Here is a 22,057-nt window from a genome sequence, read left to right as displayed (position 1 = left end):
GGCTGTATGTGAATCAGCGCGTAAAGATGTCCAGTTCTGGGGATAAAACAGCATCAATCATAGCCACCCGCCTCCTAGGCTATCACAGAATATACTACGTATGAACAGCATGTTAGAGAAACTCTAGCTGCGACTATGGGTGGCCACCTATGACGCTGATTGGTGGCCAAACGATGGCGCTGATTCACACTGCCGTCTACTTTTTCGGTGTCTTCGCAAGACGCAGATAAGGCAACTTGATGTTCAGGTCGCCAAACTTCTCCTTGGCCTGCTCGTCATTGAGACTCAATCCAACGATGACGTCCTGACCAGGCACCCAGTTGGCAGGCGTCGCGATGGGCGCACCATCGGTGATCTGGATAGCATCCAATGCGCGCAAAATCTCGGCAAAGTTGCGGCCCACGGACATCGGATAAGACATGGTGAGGCGGACTTTTTTGTCCGGGCCAATGATGAACACCGTCCGCACGGTGGCGCTGTTGGCGGGTGTACGATCACCGGTCAGATAGGCATCGGCCGGCAGCATGTCATAAAGCTTGGAAACATGCAGGGAGGTATCGTCAATGATCGGAAAATCGGCAGGAGCACCAGAAAATGCTTCAATATCGCGCTTCCACTTCTTGTGCTCTTCGACGTTATCCACTGACACGCCCATCACCTTGGTGTGGCGCTTGGCAAACTCTGGTGCGAGCTGGGCAACAGCGCCGAACTCGGTCGTACATACTGGGGTAAAATCTTTCGGGTGGGAGAACAGGATGGCATAGCTATCGCCAATCCATTCGTGAAGATTGAGCTTACCGGCGGTGGAGTCTACCGTAAAGTCAGGAGCAACATCGTTGATGCGAATAGACATGATTTTAGTCCTCAAGTTGATGTTTAATTTAACATACAGGCCTATAAAATCGTTACCATACCGCTTGACGAGTCTAACAGAGCAGGCTTGCGCTGACTGGATCGACGGAATCTAAATCAGCTTGGGGCCATGGATAAGATACTAGCCTATCCGCTGGAATTCAAAAGCTAGGCAGTTCTCCGGTTGGGCGCGGTGATGCGCTTGCCGATTGCGTCAGCGGATTGTTGCTATATCCAGCAATCGGTCAGACGGTCGACGAGGCGGTGGTGATCCAGGGGCACCACATTCGATTCGCGACCGTGGATCTGACGGCGTCGCCAGCTGACATTCGATCGCAGTTGCTGCGGCTTTGCGATTCAACGCTGCCGTTGAAGACGTGCCTGTGAAAAATCATGGACAGAATCGATATCGACGCCTGGTCTCACAGTAATGATGGTATGCCTGTCGTTAGAATACAGGGATTGTTAAACAGCGTGTGTCAATCAGCGTCAGCCATCGACCATGCGCCAGCACCCAATCCCTCGGAGTCGACTATATGATTCGTATATCAGCAAAAATGAGGGATCTGTATGCTGCAATGGATCACCGACAGCCGCGCCGGATTTGTTGCGGTAATGGTCATCGCGTTCGTGGTGGCGACGAGTGGGTATGTATTGCCCGCACTGATGGCGTGGAGCATGGGCAGCCCCTACCGGATGCCGATCACGCTGCTGGATCTTTTGTTGGGCTGCACGGTATTGAGATGGCTTTCCGCTCCGATCTGGGCAGTCACGATAGGCAATGGTGGGAGTTTTGCTGAGGATCAACCATTTCGGCAGAACTCGTGGACGGAAGGATTAAGCGCTGGGTTCAAGATTTTTTAGATTGGATCTGTTTCAGTTGGTAACCCTGTCGATAACAGAGGCTGTCTGCTATCGTAGTAACCAAGAAGAGTGCTGGTTTTCGTTGCTTGCGAAAGGCCAACAATACAAGCACTTCATGAGAGGCCGCACTTTGACTGAAGACACCAAGTCTCCCTTTGCACCACGGTACTGCTCGCGGATGTCAGTAACGGTATCCGCCCAGTCAAACTGGTAAAAAGCATCTCGCTCAATGTCGGAGAGGAAGTGGTGTACGCGACCGGTCTTGATTCCGGCAATTCGATGTGAGCGGCCATGGGAGGCCACATCCTGTATGGTCAGCCACGGCTTGTACTTGTACCGCGGCCTCGCCCTCGCCCTTCTTTCTTGAAGCGCGCGATTTTGCCTTCATCAAACGCGTAACGCCGGCGAGCCATAGCAGGTATCCCCAACCTGGTGATCTGTGAGTCAGCATACACCTTCACTCCAAAGCTGAAAATGCAGGATGATACTTTTTTGTCGAGGATGAAACTATTTTGTCCGGGATGATACTTTTTTGTCCGTTAACAAAACTCTGTTCACTGACAAAAAAGTATCATCCTGGATCAGCCGTATCCCTTTGATTCTAGGTTTTGAACAATTACCACGTTTCACGAAGTATCATCCTGAGCAGCCCTACGGCCTTTGCCGACCCTGGTGATAGCGGACAATAAAGTTTCATCCTGGTGCCTACGGGCATCCCTTGTGCTTGCGCTACACCCAATGGCACAAAAGCAGCGGTAGCAGTCGTCCAGCAGGCTGACCATCAAGTTCTCGAAACTCGTCAGCACGGCTGTATGTGAATCAGCGCGTAAAGATGTCCAGTTCTGGGGATAAAACAGCATCAATCATAGCCACCCGCCTCCTAGGCTATCACAGAATATACTACGTATGAACAGCATGTTAGAGAAACTCTAGCTGCGACTATGGGTGGCCACCTATGACGCTGATTGGTGGCCAAACGATGGCGCTGATTCACACTGCCGTCTACTTTTTCGGTGTCTTCGCAAGACGCAGATAAGGCAACTTGATGTTCAGGTCGCCAAACTTCTCCTTGGCCTGCTCGTCATTGAGACTCAATCCAACGATGACGTCCTGACCAGGCACCCAGTTGGCAGGCGTCGCGATGGGCGCACCATCGGTGATCTGGATAGCATCCAATGCGCGCAAAATCTCGGCAAAGTTGCGGCCCACGGACATCGGATAAGACATGGTGAGGCGGACTTTTTTGTCCGGGCCAATGATGAACACCGTCCGCACGGTGGCGCTGTTGGCGGGTGTACGATCACCGGTCAGATAGGCATCGGCCGGCAGCATGTCATAAAGCTTGGAAACATGCAGGGAGGTATCGTCAATGATCGGAAAATCGGCAGGAGCACCAGAAAATGCTTCAATATCGCGCTTCCACTTCTTGTGCTCTTCGACGTTATCCACTGACACGCCCATCACCTTGGTGTGGCGCTTGGCAAACTCTGGTGCGAGCTGGGCAACAGCGCCGAACTCGGTCGTACATACTGGGGTAAAATCTTTCGGGTGGGAGAACAGGATGGCATAGCTATCGCCAATCCATTCGTGAAGATTGAGCTTACCGGCGGTGGAGTCTACCGTAAAGTCAGGAGCAACATCGTTGATGCGAATAGACATGATTTTAGTCCTCAAGTTGATGTTTAATTTAACATACAGGCCTATAAAATCGTTACCATACCGCTTGACGAGTCTAACAGAGCAGGCTTGCGCTGACTGGATCGACGGAATCTAAATCAGCTTGGGGCCATGGATAAGATACTAGCCTATCCGCTGGAATTCAAAAGCTAGGCAGTTCTCCGGTTGGGCGCGGTGATGCGCTTGCCGATTGCGTCAGCGGATTGTTGCTATATCCAGCAATCGGTCAGACGGTCGACGAGGCGGTGGTGATCCAGGGGCACCACATTCGATTCGCGACCGTGGATCTGACGGCGTCGCCAGCTGACATTCGATCGCAGTTGCTGCGGCTTTGCGATTCAACGCTGCCGTTGAAGACGTGCCTGTGAAAAATCATGGACAGAATCGATATCGACGCCTGGTCTCACAGTAATGATGGTATGCCTGTCGTTAGAATACAGGGATTGTTAAACAGCGTGTGTCAATCAGCGTCAGCCATCGACCATGCGCCAGCACCCAATCCCTCGGAGTCGACTATATGATTCGCATATCAGCAGTGAATCATACCACTGTTTCCGAGCGAAAAGCCTGATGCCAATATCCAGTAGTCAGTCATCTTACTGGCATTTCCAAAACAGCGTTTATTATGTGGAGCCCGCGAGTAGGTTTCGGACGTGCGACCCAGTTGTAACAAGGCTCGCAGCTTTACTGCTATACATAATCGCGAGGTATACATAAAGACTGGAAGCGGACGTTCAGCAGCGGAAACTCAAGGGTCATTATCCGATCCAAAGCAATTATCTGTCTGGCAGCCGTCAGTATGTTGACGATCTTGGTCTCCCAGCAACCAGCCTACCACAATGGCTGAGAAAACGGTGATGAGAATCAGGAAGTAGATGAGCCACTGGAAGGCCTCGCCATATACGGTAACCAGAGCGTTGGTGTTGACAGTATCGAGGACATGACTTTCTACGGCAACCATGTCGCCCATGGCGAGATGCCGTGCTGTTGCGACACGCCACGTCGAGATGTTCTCTGGCAGATGGAATTGAATGAACAAGGTCAGCAGCGCGCTTACGATGGCGATGGCCATGCCTTCGCCCGCCACACGGGCGGTGCTGAAGATGCCGGTGGCCATGCCAGCGCGCTCCTTGGGCACTACGCTTACCGCCAGGCCATCCATGAGTCCCCACGGAAGCCCCGTTCCGACGCCGATGACCAACAACGGCCCCAAGAGGGATGCCTGACGATTTGACGGATCAATGCAGCTAAGCCAGAACAATCCGAGCGCGGCGATCAACAGCCCGGCGGCAGATATCTTGCCTGCCGAAGCCCATCGGGTCAGGACGGCGGCGATACTGGGCATCACCAGCATCGGAATCGACAGCGCGATCATGGTCAACCCCGCGCTGACTTCGTTTCGACCCTCAATGCCGATAAGTCGCAAGGGCAACAAAACCAGGAGGACCACATAGCAATAGCTGGTCGCCACCGGTAGCATCTGCACGCCAACGAAACGCGGATACCGAAACAGCGACAGGTCTAGCATGGGTCGGTGTGTTCGCCTTTCGACGCGGAGAAAGACGGCGAACGCCAACAAGGATCCGCCGATCAGTCCCCATGCTTGAAAGCTTGACCAGCCACTAGTGGGCAATTGCAACACCCCCCAGGTGAACAGACCGAGCGTGCCGGTGAAGCTTACTGCGCCTAGCCAATCAAAACGCATCGCGTCAGGATCACGTGATTCCCGCATCCTGGGCACGCCCAGTAACAGAGCAAATGTCCCAACAAAGGCGCTGGAAAGAAACATCGAACGCCATCCCTCGTGCTCGATGAGCAGTCCCGCCAGCACTGGGCCAAACGCCAGTCCTGCGCCGAAGCTGGTGCCCAGCAGGCTGAATGCCCGGGTGCGCGCGATGCCGTCGAACTCTTGAGCGAGCGCTGCCGACCCGCCCGCCAGTGCCGTTGCAGCAGCGATTCCTTGAACGGCGCGCAGTACATCGAGCCAAGCGATGTTCGGCGCCCATGCGATGATTACGGACGCAATCGAAAAGGCCAATACCCCGCTCGCGAAGAGCCGCTTGCGGCCGAACGCATCTGCTAACGCGCCCGCAGGCATCAAGAGACTTCCAAAGCTCAGCATGAAGGCATTGGTGATCCAGTTCAACGCCAGCGAGCTGCCACCAAGATCCCGGCTGATCGTCGGTGTTGCAACGACACCGCCAGTAAAGCTGAGAGGCAGGATCAGCGCGGCCAAACATACGGCCGCGAGCACCCAAGCCTGGCCTCGGCTGGACGCGGTATGGGAAGGTGGCGGCAAGGAGGCTTTTAAAGTGGTTTCCATAGGTAGTCTCTCCTATGCGGCGCGTGGGCTGCACCTGCCGCAGTAACGATCAGATAAGTGAATGATATAAAGTCGTTAATGTATGAGAAATCGGCTATAATTCCTTTTACAATTGATAAAATATCCTCAATAGGTTGGCGATGGACAGCTTGAGCGGGATCATGGCGTTTGTCCGCTCTGCGGAAATGAATAGCTTTGTCGCCGCCAGTGAGCGGCTTGGCGTCTCTGCGTCGGCGATCAGCAAGAGCGTGGCGCGGCTTGAGGATGAACTCGGTGTCCGCTTGTTCAATCGCAGTACGCGTCGACTCAGACTGACCGAAGAGGGGGCACTTTTTTTCGAGCGCTGCCGACGAATCGTCGAGGAGATTGAGGAGGCGGAATATGAGCTTTCCCGATTGGTCGGTATGCCCCGCGGGAAGCTGAGGGTCAGCGTTCCGGCGATCGGCTACCGCATGCTGATGCCCGTCCTCCGCGAGTTCGTGACTCGGTATCCCAACATCGAGCTCGATCTTGACTTCAACGACAGATTGATCGATATGATCGCCGAAGGCGTAGACGCCGCCATCCGCAGTGGAGACATGGGCAACTCCCAGCTCAAGGCTCGCTGCTTGGGAACATTCCACTTCGTTTTGGTGGGAGCGCCCCACTACTTTGCCAGTTGCGGCGTGCCGCGAGTTCCAACTGATCTAGCGAACCACGCATGCCTGCGATACAAGTTCCCTACGACGGGGCAGTTGCAGGAGTGGAAGTTCGATGCCGAGCGGACTGGAGCAGCCCGCATTCCCGTCCCGGGCACCCACACATTCAACAGTGTGGAAGCACTGATCTCCGCCTCCATGGCTGGTCTGGGAATCGCCTACCTGCCCAACTTCGCGGTGCGTGAGGCCATTGGCACCGGCACGTTGGTGTTCGTCCTCGACGAATTCGTCGCGGAGAGCGGCAAGTTCTCGATTCTGTGGCCCGGCAATCGGTACATGCTGCCCAAGCTGAGGGTATTCGTGGACTTTCTTGTCGAGAAACGGGTGCTGGGAGAATGAAACTCGTGGTAGGCTAACCCGCCGGGAGTCCTCGGTGACAAAACGCTTAGTCAGGTTCGGCCTGAAGCTGCATCCAGAGAAAACGTGGCTGATTTATCGGTGATCGAAATCACCAAGAAAACACTGGCGCCTCCTAATAGCACACATCGTTTCTTCATGGATCTCATCGAAAGGTATTTTCTGCCTTATGACGACTACCCCAATACCAAATGAACGTTTATTCATTTCGCCTATGTGTTGACTAAGGTGGCTAACTATCGGCTCCAGGAAACGCACAAAAGCGCATCGCGTTGTTTATTTCTTTCGGGATTTTGGTGCGGCGCTTTAGCGCGCAGTTTGGCCGATCCGTTAGGCTAACAACGTGAAGAAGTTTAATTTCAAAGATGCCTTTCCTTCGCTACCACTCGGCGATATTTATCCGTTATCTGCACGGGCCAAAAGGTGGCTTGCCCGAGCGTCAAAGCGAAGCGATTTTTTAGACAGCCCATCTACGTAATGCCAGGGAATAAACCTTTCTTACAGCTGTTATCCTATCAACCCATCGCCAGATGGCGATGGGCTTGTTGCGTAGCAGACTTACTTGACGCAGATGCTCGGATCCCAGTAAAAATATCCGAACAGATTCTGGCTTTCTCCGTTCACTAGCTGATAGAGACCAAACTGGACGTAGAAATTTTCGGTACCAGACTGCTTCACCTTGGAATCAAAACTGGTGAAATTCTGGGGAACATTCAATACCGGTAGTCCGTTAGGAGTGCTCGTATCCGGCTGGGCTGCACCATTGCGCCGCACCAGATTGGGGACAAACTGGTTGAATACGCTATCGCCTTTCCAGTATTTTATGCCATAGACGACAACTGCATCGTCAGAGTTATCGTAAATTGACACACCCGCGAAGGACACAAGATCACCTGGGAGAGCAGTGAATTGCAGGTCTGCGGTACCCTGATTTACGATTCCGCCACGTGGGTCAGTGCAGATCATGAACTGGCTATTGTGATCAATACCAGTGGGGTTATTGGGGTCCTTGCTGGGTTTTTGATAGTGTGCCGTGACGTAGTCTGTATCAATGACAATTAGGACGTTGATTTGCTCTGAACTGGATTCAAGCACTGGCGATGACATAGATAAGATTCCTTTTGGTATGCTTCTGGTAGAGAATTACCGTTGACACCTCGCCAACGGAGGACAGGTTATACAACGGCATTCTATTTACGCATAACTACTGACTTTGCAACAGGTAAAGTTTATCATTGGCCTATAATTTATTGGTGCCTGCCATATTTAACAGGTGCCCAATCGTCGGTGTGATAATCTCCACCCCGGAGAATGGCGGCACTGGGAGGTGTACTTTCCCCGTAGGGCACTTCGAATAACGGGCTACGGGTTTATTTCATGCTCTGATAGTGTTTATCATAACAGGATTCGGTACATACTCGGCGCACACCCCAACCATCAGCGGCTCGCGCCGTTGGCGCGTCCGCTGGATGATTTTGTTAGACCCTAATTGGTATTAGCAAGAACCAATTATTGTTCCAGTATAAATTGCCGACCCGTTAAGATAGACAGTGGCTTTTAAGCCGGTAGGGATAAACGCGCCACAGGTGCTGGCACATACTTTTAGTTCCGCACCTACAGGGATAGAAATAGGAGACGTAATGCATATATCCCCATAAATTGGGACGCTAAAGCAGATCTTGTTTGTAGACGGATTGTAACTTGCACCGACACAGACAGACATTTTTAATGCTTTTAAATCATTTAACTGTGCATGTGCAACTGTTAACTGAGAAGATGGCCCATCAAAACCGGATACGGTAAAATCAGGAACCACGGATTGATTTGTTTCCTTACACATAACATTTCCTCCTCTGTTTGATCGCCGATAAAAGAAGACGAAGAGACTTGCGATCAGAGCCTCTCATCACAACCTAATTATGAAGCCAATAAAACAAAAGTTCTGTTCGCGTACTCTTCCAGTTTGCATGTGTTGACTGGATTGTTAGGCATTGTTTTCTTGTCTATGCTGAATAAAACGGCAAAGCAAATGACAGAAGCCGATTGCAGCCGTTAGAAATAATATAAGAAAACGAAAAAATTACACATCACTAACAATAATTTCGTGCGATCTTCCCTCACTAGGTGCAAGCGCTAAATCAGCTTCTGTTATCACAAACAGATTTAGTATCATATAAGCCAAAGCCATTAATGCCAATAAAATAATACTCAATGCGCTCGCGCCGTATTTGTCGACATTCTTAGCATGTAGAAATGCATGCCAATTCTAGTTTTTGAGTTCAATCCAACAGGCAAATATTGGATGTCCGTCTATGATCATGGGTGGACCAGCACGATGTGAATTTATTCCGGATCGGGACAATAATCGTTCAACACCTATGGGTGACACCGTGATCAACCGTTTAGCGCCACGCGAGGCCGCACACCCAATAGATTCTTCCAGCAGTTTTCTGGCGACGGGCGAGGAGAACTGCCCCGATCTTGCACTTTTTTTGTGGACATCTACTGCCGCAAAACGGGACAGTTCCCACACATCTGGGGAGTTAGGCGGCGGCAGCCCGTTGAGCAGTTGCGGAAACACCTCCCCGAGGAGATACGGCTTGGTGGTGGGCAGAAGGCGGGCACAGCCGATGATGTTGGCATGATCGTCTTCCGCCATGACATAGACTGTATCCGACCGGTCGAACTGATCTGCCTCTCTGCCACTTTCTGCGCGAAGGTCCTCCCACCTCAGGTATTCTACAAACACCTGGTGGCGATATTCCGCCAGTCTCGCGTATTGCCCTTCTGCCAAGCCTTCTGCTGCTCCAGATACCAGCCGCATGACACCCCCATCAAACAAACTCTGTCGGGGGCTAAATTAGCAGTACTCGAATTCTCGCAATACTGGCAAATCTGTCAGGTTGGCGGATCATTGGTATCTCTGAGCTATGATGCAGTGAACCACCCTCTGCCAGCCCAACGCATTGATGATCTTCTCCAGAATAGCCTCGGTTCTGGCTGGACCCAGATCGACATGCTGGTCATCCACGAACATGATGTTGCTCCGTGGCGCGCTCGTCCGCAGGTAGCGCAGATCCCCGGACTCGCTGTCTAGCCGCCAGTCCCATCCCACCGTGATCACTGGAGGCTGATCGCTAACCCATTCGGTGTATCCGGCAATGCACGTCCGGGTTGCTCCCAAGGAGTGGTCTTTGTCTTCCTCTTGGTCCAGACCGGAAATCAGGTGAATAAGCGGGGTACCCACCATCTCCTCCGGCGTTATCCGGATATAGCCGTCTTGTGATAGCATCCTGGCTCCCCATGCATGCGGGTGCATTACTGTTTTTCCGTAGCAGTCCATCATAGTTCCCCAACAAGGTAAAACCAGAGGTTATCTGAACTACCATTAGTGTGATAATGTCAACTTTCGCAGGCCGAATGGTCAATTCGGCTACAATCCGTTGCTACCAGAGGCTATCGGAATGGAGACAGCATATGGATCCTGGAAAGAAGATTTGCTGCAGGTAGTACAGTCCACCACCTGTGAGCACCAGGTATTCAATATGCTTACGTCGCTCGCGCACACAATGGAATTCGATTTTTGCGCGTACGGTTTGTGCGTGCCGTTACCACTCACCCGCCCGAAGACTGCAGTGTTCAACAATTATCCGGCTGATTGGCAGAAAGTCTACCCGGCAAAGGGATACCTTTGCGTCGACCCAACCATACAACGCGCCAGGTGCACCCCATCTACCGTCATCTGATCCAATGAGATTTTTGCGGCCGAGCCAGATTTCTGGGAAGAAGCCCGCTCCTTTGGGATGGTGGCCGGGTTGGCGCAGCCCTGCCCCGGTCTCAACGGGACCGGCGGTCTATTGACCCTGGCTCGATCCGCAGAAGCGGTTTCTCTCGCCGAATGGCGGGCGGCGTCTGTCAAGGTAGGATACCGTCTCCCATTTTTAAGCAGCCTTTTTATCCTGTCGCTGCGGGTTCAGATCGACCGCACCGATCGGCGTCCAATTGCGTGTGCCGCCTGACCAGCGTTCCGGGTTTTTCGTCTTCGCTGCCCCATAGAGTGTCAATCAGCGTCGAAAATTGACCACCTAACAGCGTCCAATTTTGACCAGGGTTTAGGCTGAATTTTTGCGCTGTTTGAAGCGGTAGGAGTCGTTTCCGGTCTCAAGGATGTCGCAGTGATGGGTGACGCGATCAAGCAGGGCAGTGGTCATTTTTGCGTCGCCGAACACGTTGACCCATTCGCCGAAGCTCAGGTTTGTGGTGACAATCAGCGAGGTTTTCTCGTAGAGCTGGCTGATAAGGTGGAAAAGCAAGGCGCCGCCAGATTCGGGGAAAGGCAAATAGCCGAGTTCATCCAAGATGACCGCGTCCATCAGGGTGAGTTGGCGGGCCAGATGCCCGGTCTTGGCCAGTTGCTTTTCCTTATCCAGTAGATTGACCAGATCCACGGCGTTGTAGAAGCGCACGCGCTTGCCCTGCTGCACGGCAGCGACACCGAGGGCTGTGGCGAGATGGGTTTTACCGGTACCCGTGCCGCCGACCAGGATCAGGTTGTGGGCAGTGTCGAGGTAGCCGCCTTGGGCGAGCTGTTCGATCCGAGCCTGCTCTAGCGGACCTTCCTGCCAATTGAAACCACCGAGATCCCGGTGTACGGGAAAGCGTGCGGCCTTGAGCTGATAGGCCAGGCTACGTGCTTGACGGTCGGCCTGTTCGGCATCCAGCAGGCGCATCAGGATGCCTTCGGGCGGGATGGGGTGCCTGGGCGACTCCGCCTGCAATTCCCGCCAAGCCTCGGCCATGCCGTACAACTTCAAGCCGCGCAGGCGGTTCAGGTGGTTGGACTCAGACATGGCATCCTCCCAACAAGCTATCGTAGCGCCCGCAGTTGGCGACTGGCTCATTACGCAGGATCAGGACGGCAGGCACCGCCATCGCAGGGCTTCGTTCCGGCTCGGTCAGACGGCGTAACTCATTGAGCACCACCGAGCCATGGGGTTGCCCATGCTCCGAGGCCAACTGGCACGCCACATCCAGCGCTTCGAGCCCGCTACTGCGGGCGGCCAGCAACAGATCAGCGAAGGCCCGGTCGCCCTTGGGCTGCTTGAGCAGAAAGGTGCGCACCCGCTCAATAGCCAAAGGGAGCTGCCATTCGATGAAGGGCTGACCATGCCTCAGTGCCCCGGGCTTGGTTTCGAGGATCGGCACATAGTGCCAGGGCTGGCAGACCAGTTGATCCCGCCCGAACAGACGTTCATGTTCAGCAATTGCGTTCCCCTCGGCCACGATCCGCACATGGGTGGCGCTGATACGCACTGAAATCACTTTACCCGCCCAGGCGGCTGGCACGCTGTACCGGTTACGGTCGACCGAGATGAGACAGGTACTGGACACCCGCTGCGGTTGTTCGACATAACCGTCGAACGGCATCGTGACCGGCCGCAGTGCCGGTTGCTCCGCTGCCCAAGCCTCGGTAATGCGGCAGAGCTTGTTCGGATGCATTCGTTCGGCCAGTTCCCGGCAGCGACGCTCAAGCCAAACATTGAGTTCAGCAAAGTCAGCAGAATGGGGCGTCGGGGTGAATAACCACTCCCGGATATTGCCCACCTGATTCTCGACCTGCCCTTTCTCCCAGCCCGAGGCAGGCGTACAGGCCACCGGCTCGAACAGGTAGTGATTAGCCAGCGCCAGAAAACGTCGGTTGAACTGGCGTTCCTTGCCGCTGAACACCGCATCGACCACCGTCTTGAGGTTGTCGTAGACCATCTTCTGCGGCACACCGCCGAAGAAGGCGAATGCCCGATCATGGGCATCCAATACCATCTCCTGCGTCTCACGGGGATAGGCGACCACGAACATTGCCCGGCTGTGGGCCAGCCGAAAGTGCGCCAACTTGATCGTCTGCGTCACACCGCCCAGTACCACATGCTCGTAACTCCAGTCGAACTGGCCGACCTCGCCGGCTGCAAAGGACAGGGGCACGAAGGCTTGCGTGACCGTGCCACGCCCCGATGACGCTGCCTTCCATGTCTTCACATGGCGCTGAACGCTGTCATAGGCTCCGTGATAGCCCTCGGCCTGCAAGCCCTCGAACAAACGCTGGGCGCTGCGCCGCCGGGCTTTGGGTAAGGTGGCATCAAAAGCCAGCCATTGCTCAAGCATGGTTGAGAAAGGCCCGAGTTGCGGTTTGGGTTGGGCGGATCGCCGATAGGCCGGTTCGGCCAGCATGCCAAGGTACTTCTTGACCGTATTACGCGAGAGATTTAAAGAGCGGGCGATAGCGCTAATGCTCTCCCCGCCCACCTGATGTCGACGGCGAATCTTGCCGATGGTTTCCATGCAAAGCACTCCAGGATGACCTCCGCCTAAACGACGGAGTGTGGCACAACCAGGGGTGGTCAATTTTGGACGCTGTTTCCCCCGGATTCCTGCTCACTTTTGCACGCTGTTTTACAATTTCCACGATCTGATCGCCGAACGCTACGAGCGGGTCTCCACCATGCTGACCAGCAATCTCGACTTCGCCGAGTGGGGGGAAACATCTTCCCGGCCAACCGCGTGCTCGGGGTAGCCACATGGATCGGCTACGGCACGGCACCTATCGACTCATCCTGGATGGCGAGAGTTACCGCGCCCCCAGACCGCTCCCGGCAGCCCACAAAAACACCATTGCGAAAGGAGCCAAAAACACCCATTCTTAACACCGTTCAAGATCCCATTTCAGGTACTTTGAAATGGCGTCATTACGCCGCCCTTCGGCGGCGCCATATTGCCGGCCCGTGACAGCTGGATTGTGTAATGTGGCAGCAGCACCGTGCTGGAGTGGTCTCCGAGCCAAGGGGACATTGAGGCGTGTATGTGACATGCGCAGACAAACCTGGTAACCTGGCAACACTTACGGACGGACAATCATAAACATGCCAACCTTTGTTGATTTGTTCTGCGGTGGCGGCTTCGGTGCCAGAGGTGCTGTGCGCGGTGGTGGTATTCCCTTGCTTGGCCTGGATTCCTGGGCCTTGGCCACAAAAACCTATAAGTCCAATTTTCCTGATGCGGACGTGATTACCGAATATATTGAGAATGTAGATGTTGGTGCCTTAGGACAACTGTATAGGCCAGATGTCCTTCTGACTTCCCCTGAGTGTACGTCCCATTCAATTGCACGAGGCTCAAAGCCAGTTTCCGAGCGTAGTCGAGAGACTGCAATGGGAATTGTTCCATGGATTGAATCGATGCAGCCTAGATGGGTTATCGTGGAAAATGTAAACCGCATGAAAAAATGGACGAGACACAATGAATTGGTCAGAACCATTGAAAGTCATGGATATATAGTCAGTGATCTTTACCTGAACTCAGCCGAGTTTGGTTCCGCACAGGCGCGGAAGCGAATGTTTCTTGTTTGTGACCGAGAGGGTTCAGTGGTTACCAAAGAAGACCTCCTGATGATTGATAATGGTCCTAATATGAGCGCCCGGGATGTTATCGACTGGGGAGCGATCTATCATTCTGGCCTTCTGTACAAGCACGGGAGAGCATCCGCGACCATTGAAAGAGCTGAGCGTGCTATAAATCATTTGGGGCGTAATGTTCCATTCATCATCGTCTATTACGGCTCAGATTACGCTGGGGGGTGGCAGACTCTTGACGCGCCCTTGCGAACTGTAACCACCGTTGATCGATTCGGGCTGGTCACATGGCGCGCAGGTGAACCATATTTGCGAATGCTTCAACCCGATGAGCTTGTTAAGGCAATGGGTGGGAGAAATGAACATACGCTGCCTTATGGCAGTCGCAGAGAAAAAGTAAGGCTTTGTGGGAATGGCGTTTGCGCTGACGTGATGTCCGCCATATTCAACTGGATCGGACAGCAATAATTGTACCTAATTATTCGGTATTACACATGCATTGATAATGAGCTGAATATTGTAGATCTGAGTGTTGACGAAGTGTACGGTGGTTCACGCAATGGTAATGCATCAGATGATCCATTACCTAAATTACTGGGTGTCGATAATGGTGCAGGATTTCGTCATCTAGGTCGAAGGCCTGAAATTACAACGCTCAAGCTTCTGGCCTTGAAAACCAGCTTCGCAGATGTTAACTGGCCCGACAGCCTGAATCATGAAGATGGCATTTTTATATACTATGGAGATAATAGAAGCCCAGGAGATCTTCACCAAACTTCCAGACAAGGAAACATTATGCTTCGCAATATTTTTGATGAGGCACATAACCATAGTGTAAGCTCACATTTTCCTCCGATTTTCCTATTTGGCAACACTGGAACTTACAGAGACGTGCGTTTTCTGGGGCTTGCTGTTCCAGGGGCAGCCGGGTTTGGAGGTGATGATGACTTGGTGGCGGTGTGGCGAACGTCTGAAGAAGGGGTTCGATTTCAAAATTACAAGGCGATTTTTACTGTCATTGATGTCCCTGTGGTATCGCGAGCCTGGATCAAGGACATTCAGGCAGATAATGCCATTGACTCACCTCATGCTCCAAAACGGTGGCTGGAGTGGGTGAGGGGAAGGAAATACTCGCCCCTCCGGTCGCAACCAACCAAGATTGTCCGACAAAAATCCCAACAACTACCTCAAACCGACGATCTTAAGTCTTATATAAATCTTATTTACAATTCTTACAAGGAAAATCCTTACGCGTTTGAAAGGTGTGCAATGGAAATTGCTATATTATTCATGCCTAATATACATAGTTATGAAATTACACGGCCATGGCGTGACGGAGGCCGTGATGCCATTGGAACTTATCGTATTGGACATGGCGCCGGTGCTATTGATGTTGAGTTTGCCATGGAAGCCAAGTGCTATGCCATGGGTTCATCAGTCGGAATAAAATCTTTGTCTCGACTTATTTCACGTCTCAGGTATCGCCAGTTTGGCATTCTAGTAACCACTTCCTATCTTGATTCCCAGGCATATCGTGAGTTGGTTCAGGATGAACATCCGGTAGTAGTTATTTCGGCAGTAGATATTGCGGTAAAGCTAAAAGAACAATTTGGTCATTTAGATAAGGTTAGAATGTGGTTAAGACGTATTTAATCGCGTAAATGCCGACAGGTGTGCAGGCGAGGAGATGGGTATTTCGCCAAACGTCATGCTGCCTTCTATCCATTTACGCGCAAGCATTCCTAGAGTTGGCGCTATGGACTTATCTCGGGTGGCGCATTCCCATATGATCAAGACTCTCCAGCCAGCAGAGACCAGTGCCTCGACAGCCCTATGGTCACGTTCGACGTTCACGTCTAGTTTATTGCGCCAGAAAGCGGCATTGGATGTCGGCAACTTGGCCAACCGACATTCCGAGTGCCGGTGCCAGAAGCAGCCATGAATAAAGACCACCACCCTGCTGCTTGGCAGTACGACATCTGGAGTGCCTGGAAGATCCCTGCGATGCAGCCTGAAGCGCATTCCTTCGGCGAAAAGAGCTCGGCGAACGATCATCTCGGGTTTGGTGTCTTTTCCCCGCACACCGGCCATCATCCTGCTACGATTTTCCGGATTGACGATGTCCACCATCTTGGCTGCCCCTCTCCACCTGTATCAGCGCACTTCAGGAATACCCTCGCCAATGGGCGAATAGGAGGCCGAGCGGACAGCATCCCAGCACTCGGACTTCTTGGCCCATTCAGAGATCATCTTCCCGCTGGATGAACGGTGTAGCACCTCGTTGACCTCGACGGCCCAGGTCTGTAACTGCTGTCGGAGGGCGACAGAAATATCCTGTCGTGCCCAGATCTTCTCTAGATCGATCCTGCCCCCAAGACGTTCGGAGAGCAGAGAGACAAGGTAGGTACCTACATTTCCCTGAAAGGCTGGGAACATTGGCCGGACCAGCGAATGAGTCTTCTTGAAGATGATGGCCTTGGCGATCATGGCCTTGTATGCCATAACATCTGGTAGCAGAGCAGACTGCTGCCCATCTATTTCCCTGAGTCCGTCCATGAGACGCTCGAAATTTTTTTGCGCACCAAGGCTGACTATGTCAGGTTTACGGTCCCATGTGTTGAGGTATTTCGCCAGGTCGGTCTTGGTAATCTTCCGCGAAAGTGGAGTCACGACCTCCTTGAGGTATCTTAGACGCGTAGGTGTAGTCCCCTCACGGGTCAACATTGTCTTATAACTGCCAGCGGCACGCTCATAGAACCAGCGACCGATTCCATCGGGGCAATAGGTAGAGAGTGCAAGCTTCTCAACCTCAACGTGGAAAGGTTTGTTGGCGGACAGATCGGACTGCTTAACCGAATTCTGGCTATTGGCGAACCTGGATATCTCGGAGATAAGGGACTCCTCGGCCACGGCGTCATGCGAGCGCAAGATAATGACCTTGGCAGGCACCCGCACATGCCGTAGGTCAATTTCCGGCATCCTTTTTTTGATAAAATAAATGGAAGCAGTCGTCTGCCCACCGTTCACAATCTGCATGCCCTTGAGCCATAGGATACCAGGACCGCCATCGGCGGTTCGGCCGAGGCGCACCTCGTCGGCAACGACGACGATCCCATTGTTGTAGGCCATGAAACGCTCTGGATCGTCCTTAAGTGTGTCACGGATTCCCTTGTTAACCTTACCTGTTGTGCTCAGAAACGAACGGACATTCGCTTCCAGCAGGCGCGCACCATATTTCTCGTAGACGAAGCGCAGAGCCTCTCCGGGAATGGCAGTAAGAGCGTAATCGTAGTCGGTCATTTCGCCAGGGACATAAACGCAGGGCAATGCTCCGCCGGAAACATCATCAAAATTCACCACGATCTCGTCTCGTGGCTTCCCCTCGGACCAGTGACGGTGGAGACGCTCAATGTCCATAACCTCAAGCATGACAGTCTTTCCGTTTACCATGCGTGCCTTGAAGTTCTTGGCCTTTGCCTGCCTGTCAGTGAGAACGTAGATTCTGATCTGATCAAGGTCGGTATAGCAGCCCTGTATAGTCATCGCGAGGGCGTAGGCATCGTTGGATTCGTCCATCGTTCTCGCAAGCTTGCCCTCGGCGCACTTTCCCAGAAAGCGTAGGCATTGTTCGGCAGCCGTTTTGGTCTCCGAGTCGGGGATCGGAACGATCTTATCTGTGCCATTGTAAAGGCTCACGAACAGGTCAAGCTGGTCGGCCTCATCGGAAACGGAGAAACCACTTAGGTGCAGGTTGGCATTCCCGATCTTGGCAGAGTAGTGGCACACTTCTGGCTCGAAGGTCATGCCGATCTCGGACATGTGCTGCATAACGATTTCGGCAAAGACGGATTCAGGATAAGGATAGGCCTCCCCCGAGGCGCTCAGGCGTTCACCGATCTCAGTCCGCACCTCAGCCTGAGTCTGGTGCAAAAATTCCTCTAATTCCATTAGTGAATCACCCCGAGTTCTCTAAGTGCATGTTCAATCCCCACATCCACGGTGGATATCAGGTCAAGATCAATTTCGTAACGCGCCCGTCTGATTTCAATGGCGACGTTTGCCCTCGTCAGACGAGGAAAGCCGTCGGAAAGTTGGAATGTCTTACTCCCTGCCCGCAAAAAGCGGCGAGTGTAACGTTCGGCGGCCGCGTCCAGGAAGCCTGCGTGAAGGAGACGGCTATCCAGAATTCCTAGCGCGGTGAACTCCTCACGCATCAGATTGCGCAGTTCGCCAACCTGCTCCGGAAGAGTTCTACCCGATGCAGCAATTGCGAGTCGGACACCAGCAAGAAAAATCGGTCGCGTCAACGAATCATCCAGTTGATCAAGAGAGCCGACGGTTGCGGGGAACCCGCTCGGAGACGCCGTGCTTTTGACCTCGATTGCCCCAGCCCCCAGCATAAAGTCCTGAATTCCGTCCAGTGGGCCCTGCCATGCCTCGACAGCGACAGGCGCAGGTAGGCCGACAGAGATGATATCACGCAGGATTTCAAGTTCACCGAAGAGCCCCACCTCCATCTCAGGGCCAAGGACGCAGTCCCCGCCCCGGCGCATGAAGTCCTGCCAAGCTTTGATTCTTGCAAGGAAGAGGTGAAAGAGTCGCTCTTCGTCAGCATTACTAAACCTTTCCAGGATAGACACCACGTCTTCAGCCATCATGGTGAAGAGGTCGAGGCTACCGGCACTCTGTCTACGGAGCGAGATCCAGATGCGGTCTGCACCGTCCTCGTCGAGGGTGGCCCTAGACACGATGAACCCCTGACCCTGGGGGAGTTGTTCATTCGGTGGTAGACGGACAGAGGCGAATCCCACAAGCAGGGCTTCCTCGTTGCCAGGGAAATGTCGACCAGCAAGCAGCCGGCGGGGACCGCCGTACGCGATTGGAATAGTGCGCCATCCTTCCGTGACTAAATTTCCGGCTAGGGCGCGCCAAGCTGCGAGCAGTTCTTCCTCCTTATTCTGAAGGACCATAGTCCTGCTCCCACTGACGCCATTCCACGCTGTTGACCTTGTATAGAACCTTTTTTGCCGCACTGCTGCCCGGAAAACTAACCGCGAAAGCAATTATCGGTGGTGCGTTCTCTGGAAGATTTGCTCCTGAGAGGTCAGGATCAAGGACGTATAGAAGGAGAAGCCCTCGATCTCGCGATGGCTCAATGTTTTGCGCACCAGATCCCCGTATCTCGCGAATCGCTGGCCCGCTTGGCACATCTGGTGGCTCCTGAGGATTTCCATCGCGAAGTCTGGCAGGATCAGGCTTCCATACACTGCGGGTTTTCTCTAAGGCAGCCATCCAAGTCGCGCTATCAATGTCTATAGACTCGTCCCGCGGTGATAGGAGCCTGCCAATTGAATACCGGTCATCCCTGAGTCCATTGTTCGATCGCTTTAGCATTTTGACCCCTATTCCTGTTGTCAGCTCGTAGTAGCTCCCATCACCCCCACCAACCAGGGCGACCGTCCAGCGAGTGAGCTCACCAACCTCATTCATTGATTGGATGAATTCTGCAATAAGGGTGCTCTTTACCTTGTAGGATTCAGGGTGTGTCACGTAGGCACCCAGGAAGTCGACGACCTCAATTGGCAAGGCATCGCGCCAAAGGAAGCCTTTCCAAGTCTGCTCGCCTTTTGGTGTGGAGCGCGAAGGGTTGATTTCTGTGGGCTGTCCCATCGCTTCGATCAACCGTACAGCCGCCGTATGATTTCCTTCCAGAATACTTGTGTACTTATGGAAAACGACCGTTTCAAGAAGTTGTCCACTAAAAGAAAGCCACAAATCTTTTGCCGCTCGCATCTTCAAGCGTGACGTCACCATCAGCACAGGATGAGACTGCACCTTGAGTCCGTACTCCCGTGGTGTGGCACCACTGGCAGCCATCAGATCGAACTCCTCCCGCAGCTCCTCGGCAGCGTCGGTAATGTGTCCGAACCATCTGTAAAGTTCAGCGGTGGTATAAAGGCGGCACAGGTCGAGGTAGCCCTGCCGGTATCCAAACCAGCGCCCCATCTGCATCAACGTGTCATACATCTTCGATGCTCGCAGAAAGTAGCTGATACAAAGACCTTCCAGGGTAAGTCCTCGGGCAAGCTTGTCTCCACCAATGGCAATGACTTTGAGACCCGTGCCCTCGTGCTCTGCGTAGTTCAGGACATCCTTGGCTGTGCCATTGATCATCCTGATCTCGATATCGGTGATAGTGTCGGAGAGCGCAGGCAAAATCTCGCCCCATTCCAGATCACGGGGCGACGCCTGGTCGGGCTGGGCTATGCGGATAGCTTGGCCTGTTGGTATGAAATCTTTCTCCCAGAGGGCCTTCAGCCGTTCGAGGGGCTGCTCGTCGTCAATATGACGGAGAATTCTCTGGCGCAGATGATGGACGTGATCTCCGATCTGTCTGTGAACATCCTTCTGGACAGTGTTGAAGCGTGTGACATGCACGAGCATTGAACAATGTTCATTCCCTTGGCCACGCACATGACGGGCCGCGCAGGCCAGCAGAAAGGCGTCTATGGCCTTGACAAGCGAGGGCGGCAGGGCGTCGGCTCCATTATGGAGCGGTGTATGACCGTTCTTGTGCTTTTGCGGCATCCACCCGTTGTGGCCATCATCGCTCGCGCAGTCGTCGATTTGGCGAACAAGAGGCAGGCCACCCGAGCGGCCCTCCTGGGACAGCAATCCGAAGACCTTGGCAGGGCCGACATAATTCGATGGGGCCGCAAGGTTAATGATGAAGGAAGAAGGAAACAGATCGGGACCCTCCTCGCGGGTCTCTCCTCGCTCGTGGATAAAGATGTTGGCGAAAGGTGTCGCGGTGTAACCAACATAAGCCGCTCTTGAGAAGGAATGCATGATTCTGCGGATAAGTCTGTTGATTGTTGTCGGCAAATGCTCGTCATCAGGATTCCCCTCGGCATCAAAAACCTGTTCCTGTGTATCCACAGATGCATGATCTGCCTCGTCATCAATAATCAACAGCGGTAGTTTGGTAACAATCTTTTTGACCCTAGGCAGACCATCGCCGGTAGTTGCCTGTCCGTCGGCGCTCAGAAGATTTGTGTCGGCCGCATGGTTCTGAATCCACTTCAGCAGCTCCCGAAGAACGGTTTTATTCTTCTTTACAACGAAAAGCCAGGGACGTTCTTCGGGAGATACCGCTAAATGCCGGGCAATCCTTGTGCTAAAATCGCCCTTGTTGGAGCGGTTGGTCGCACAGTTGGGATGGATATCCTTATCACTATCTATCTCGCCAACTCCCAACACACTCCCGGAGTCTCGATCTGCCAATGTTTCGTATCCCAGGAATCCTTCCTCCAGCCTTATCTGGGTTTGGGAGCGCAGATTATTGTGTAGGCCGGCAAGCACGATAATGATCTTGTAGCCTGCGTCTGCTGCCTTGCAGATAAGCCCCGTGTAGTTGCCCGTCTTGCCAGACTGCACATGACCGACGACGAGCCCACGCCGGTCCCATCTTCCCTCGCGCATGGGGTCTTCCATCAATCCCAGGACGGCATCGCTCGACTTATCGAGGGCCTCGACAGCTTTCCAGGAAAGCTTTCTCTCGAGCCACTCGCGGTAGCGCTGCCAGTAGCGCCAGTCCTGCTTCCTTGACGAGTTGAGCCAGGGCTCGTGCCCGGCATCGCTCTTGAGCGTGGTGTCCTGCCCAATCCAGAGACTGAAGCGACGAATCAGTTCGTCCGTAACTGCATCCCGGTCCAGATCCTCTCCCCACCTAGACTTCATTGCCACGACCATGTCGATCTTCTCAGCAATGAGCGCCGGGGTAATTGCTGACCGGTCTTCTTCGTCGAGCAGGAGTTCCTGGGCAAACTTGACCACCCTCTGTCTGTTTTCCTCTGTTGCTGTTGCCATTTCTCCTACTCCTG

At 53.4% G+C, this 22,057-nt stretch carries 18 protein-coding genes and 1 pseudogene; 6 read left to right on the top strand and 13 right to left on the bottom strand.

Going from position 1 to position 22,057, the window contains the following annotated elements; all coding sequences use genetic code 11:
- Window positions 1-196: 196 nt before the first annotated feature.
- Window positions 197-853 (bottom strand): peroxiredoxin, encoded by a 657-nt coding sequence (locus tag M0P56_RS09825; RefSeq protein ID WP_226840684.1) that lies wholly within the window; start codon window positions 851-853, stop codon window positions 197-199.
- Window positions 854-1,422: 569 nt separating this feature from the next.
- Between M0P56_RS09825 and M0P56_RS09820 the strand changes: the two genes are divergently transcribed.
- Window positions 1,423-1,716 (top strand): superinfection immunity protein, encoded by a 294-nt coding sequence (locus tag M0P56_RS09820; protein WP_291509838.1) that lies wholly within the window; start codon window positions 1,423-1,425, stop codon window positions 1,714-1,716.
- A gap of 1,002 nt (window positions 1,717-2,718) precedes the next feature.
- Here the strand turns inward: M0P56_RS09820 and M0P56_RS09815 are convergent.
- Complete coding sequence (locus M0P56_RS09815; RefSeq protein WP_226840684.1) at window positions 2,719-3,375, bottom strand: peroxiredoxin; 657 nt, start codon at window positions 3,373-3,375, stop codon at window positions 2,719-2,721.
- A gap of 766 nt (window positions 3,376-4,141) precedes the next feature.
- Window positions 4,142-5,716 carry an MFS transporter gene (locus tag M0P56_RS09810; protein ID WP_291509837.1) on the bottom strand — a complete coding sequence of 525 codons (1,575 nt, stop codon included), beginning with the start codon at window positions 5,714-5,716 and terminating at the stop codon, window positions 4,142-4,144.
- Window positions 5,717-5,856: 140 nt separating this feature from the next.
- Between M0P56_RS09810 and M0P56_RS09805 the strand changes: the two genes are divergently transcribed.
- Together M0P56_RS09805 and M0P56_RS09800 are read left to right on the top strand one after the other, a co-directional pair.
- Window positions 5,857-6,753, top strand: coding sequence for a LysR family transcriptional regulator (locus M0P56_RS09805; protein WP_291509587.1), 897 nt, complete (start codon window positions 5,857-5,859; stop codon window positions 6,751-6,753).
- 84 nt (window positions 6,754-6,837) lie between these two features.
- Window positions 6,838-6,966, top strand: coding sequence for a hypothetical protein (locus tag M0P56_RS09800; RefSeq protein WP_291509836.1), 129 nt, complete (start codon window positions 6,838-6,840; stop codon window positions 6,964-6,966).
- Window positions 6,967-7,329: 363 nt separating this feature from the next.
- Here M0P56_RS09800 and M0P56_RS09795 read toward each other — a convergent pair whose 3' ends face one another.
- The 4 genes from M0P56_RS09795 to M0P56_RS09780 form a co-directional block, all read right to left on the bottom strand.
- Complete coding sequence (locus M0P56_RS09795; RefSeq protein ID WP_291509835.1) at window positions 7,330-7,878, bottom strand: inclusion body family protein; 549 nt, start codon at window positions 7,876-7,878, stop codon at window positions 7,330-7,332.
- A gap of 388 nt (window positions 7,879-8,266) precedes the next feature.
- On the bottom strand, window positions 8,267-8,611 hold the full coding sequence (locus M0P56_RS09790) for a hypothetical protein (RefSeq protein WP_291509834.1): 345 nt from the start codon (window positions 8,609-8,611) through the stop codon (window positions 8,267-8,269).
- 426 nt (window positions 8,612-9,037) lie between these two features.
- Window positions 9,038-9,595 carry an acyl-homoserine-lactone synthase gene (locus M0P56_RS09785; protein WP_291509833.1) on the bottom strand — a complete coding sequence of 186 codons (558 nt, stop codon included), beginning with the start codon at window positions 9,593-9,595 and terminating at the stop codon, window positions 9,038-9,040.
- A gap of 87 nt (window positions 9,596-9,682) precedes the next feature.
- Entirely contained in the window at window positions 9,683-10,063 is a 381-nt protein-coding gene (locus tag M0P56_RS09780) for a DUF4902 domain-containing protein (RefSeq protein WP_291509832.1), read from the bottom strand.
- 172 nt (window positions 10,064-10,235) lie between these two features.
- On the opposite strand from M0P56_RS09780, the pseudogene M0P56_RS12445 reads away from it, so the two are divergent.
- Window positions 10,236-10,667 (top strand): annotated as a pseudogene (locus tag M0P56_RS12445) (autoinducer binding domain-containing protein); the annotation flags it as partial.
- Between the two features lie 216 nt (window positions 10,668-10,883).
- Here the strand turns inward: M0P56_RS12445 and istB are convergent.
- Together istB and istA are read right to left on the bottom strand one after the other, a co-directional pair.
- A complete protein-coding gene (gene istB / locus M0P56_RS09775; protein ID WP_291509831.1) occupies window positions 10,884-11,621 on the bottom strand; it encodes an IS21-like element helper ATPase IstB in 738 nt (245 codons plus the stop codon).
- Window positions 11,614-13,116, bottom strand: coding sequence for an IS21 family transposase (istA, locus tag M0P56_RS09770; RefSeq protein WP_291509830.1), 1,503 nt, complete (start codon window positions 13,114-13,116; stop codon window positions 11,614-11,616). Before istA ends, istB begins: the two co-directional genes overlap by 8 nt.
- Window positions 13,117-13,685: 569 nt before the next feature.
- On the opposite strand from istA, the gene M0P56_RS09765 reads away from it, so the two are divergent.
- Both M0P56_RS09765 and M0P56_RS09760 read left to right on the top strand, forming a co-directional pair.
- Window positions 13,686-14,642, top strand: coding sequence for a DNA cytosine methyltransferase (locus M0P56_RS09765; protein WP_291509829.1), 957 nt, complete (start codon window positions 13,686-13,688; stop codon window positions 14,640-14,642).
- Window positions 14,643-15,827, top strand: a complete 1,185-nt coding sequence (locus M0P56_RS09760) for a restriction endonuclease (protein ID WP_291509828.1) — start codon at window positions 14,643-14,645, stop codon at window positions 15,825-15,827.
- On the opposite strand, the gene M0P56_RS09755 is transcribed toward M0P56_RS09760, so the two are convergent.
- Genes M0P56_RS09755 through M0P56_RS09740 form a run of 4 tightly spaced genes read right to left on the bottom strand, consistent with a single transcriptional unit; the run spans window position 15,813 to window position 22,043 of the window.
- Window positions 15,813-16,304, bottom strand: a complete 492-nt coding sequence (locus M0P56_RS09755) for a very short patch repair endonuclease (RefSeq protein ID WP_291509827.1) — start codon at window positions 16,302-16,304, stop codon at window positions 15,813-15,815. The two genes, M0P56_RS09760 and M0P56_RS09755, sit on opposite strands and share 15 nt — an antisense overlap.
- 24 nt (window positions 16,305-16,328) lie before the next feature.
- Complete coding sequence (locus tag M0P56_RS09750; RefSeq protein ID WP_291509826.1) at window positions 16,329-18,122, bottom strand: AIPR family protein; 1,794 nt, start codon at window positions 18,120-18,122, stop codon at window positions 16,329-16,331.
- A complete protein-coding gene (locus M0P56_RS09745) occupies window positions 18,122-19,144 on the bottom strand; it encodes a PD-(D/E)XK motif protein (protein WP_291509825.1) in 1,023 nt (340 codons plus the stop codon). Before M0P56_RS09745 ends, M0P56_RS09750 begins: the two co-directional genes overlap by 1 nt.
- Window positions 19,128-22,043 (bottom strand): Z1 domain-containing protein, encoded by a 2,916-nt coding sequence (locus M0P56_RS09740; RefSeq protein ID WP_291509824.1) that lies wholly within the window; start codon window positions 22,041-22,043, stop codon window positions 19,128-19,130. The genes M0P56_RS09745 and M0P56_RS09740 overlap by 17 nt, the downstream gene beginning before the upstream one ends.
- Between the last annotated feature and the right edge of the window lie 14 nt (window positions 22,044-22,057).

Source organism: Acidithiobacillus sp., assembly GCF_023229925.1.
Taxonomy (GTDB): Bacteria; Pseudomonadota; Gammaproteobacteria; order Acidithiobacillales; family Acidithiobacillaceae; genus Acidithiobacillus.
The sequence above is the reverse complement of the archived record's forward strand: the minus strand, read 5'-3'. Positions and strand labels throughout refer to the sequence as shown.

Coding starts and splice junctions, on each gene's coding strand:
- M0P56_RS09825 (WP_226840684.1), bottom strand. CDS start 853: ATGTCTATTCGCATCAACGATGTTGCTCCTGACTTTACGGTAGACTCC.
- M0P56_RS09820 (WP_291509838.1), top strand. CDS start 1,423: ATGCTGCAATGGATCACCGACAGCCGCGCCGGATTTGTTGCGGTAATG.
- M0P56_RS09815 (WP_226840684.1), bottom strand. CDS start 3,375: ATGTCTATTCGCATCAACGATGTTGCTCCTGACTTTACGGTAGACTCC.
- M0P56_RS09810 (WP_291509837.1), bottom strand. CDS start 5,716: ATGGAAACCACTTTAAAAGCCTCCTTGCCGCCACCTTCCCATACCGCG.
- M0P56_RS09805 (WP_291509587.1), top strand. CDS start 5,857: ATGGACAGCTTGAGCGGGATCATGGCGTTTGTCCGCTCTGCGGAAATG.
- M0P56_RS09795 (WP_291509835.1), bottom strand. CDS start 7,878: ATGTCATCGCCAGTGCTTGAATCCAGTTCAGAGCAAATCAACGTCCTA.
- M0P56_RS09790 (WP_291509834.1), bottom strand. CDS start 8,611: ATGTGTAAGGAAACAAATCAATCCGTGGTTCCTGATTTTACCGTATCC.
- M0P56_RS09785 (WP_291509833.1), bottom strand. CDS start 9,595: ATGCGGCTGGTATCTGGAGCAGCAGAAGGCTTGGCAGAAGGGCAATAC.
- M0P56_RS09780 (WP_291509832.1), bottom strand. CDS start 10,063: ATGCTATCACAAGACGGCTATATCCGGATAACGCCGGAGGAGATGGTG.
- istB (WP_291509831.1), bottom strand. CDS start 11,621: ATGTCTGAGTCCAACCACCTGAACCGCCTGCGCGGCTTGAAGTTGTAC.
- M0P56_RS09765 (WP_291509829.1), top strand. CDS start 13,686: ATGCCAACCTTTGTTGATTTGTTCTGCGGTGGCGGCTTCGGTGCCAGA.
- M0P56_RS09755 (WP_291509827.1), bottom strand. CDS start 16,304: ATGGTGGACATCGTCAATCCGGAAAATCGTAGCAGGATGATGGCCGGT.
- M0P56_RS09750 (WP_291509826.1), bottom strand. CDS start 18,122: ATGGAATTAGAGGAATTTTTGCACCAGACTCAGGCTGAGGTGCGGACT.
- M0P56_RS09745 (WP_291509825.1), bottom strand. CDS start 19,144: ATGGTCCTTCAGAATAAGGAGGAAGAACTGCTCGCAGCTTGGCGCGCC.
- M0P56_RS09740 (WP_291509824.1), bottom strand. CDS start 22,043: ATGGCAACAGCAACAGAGGAAAACAGACAGAGGGTGGTCAAGTTTGCC.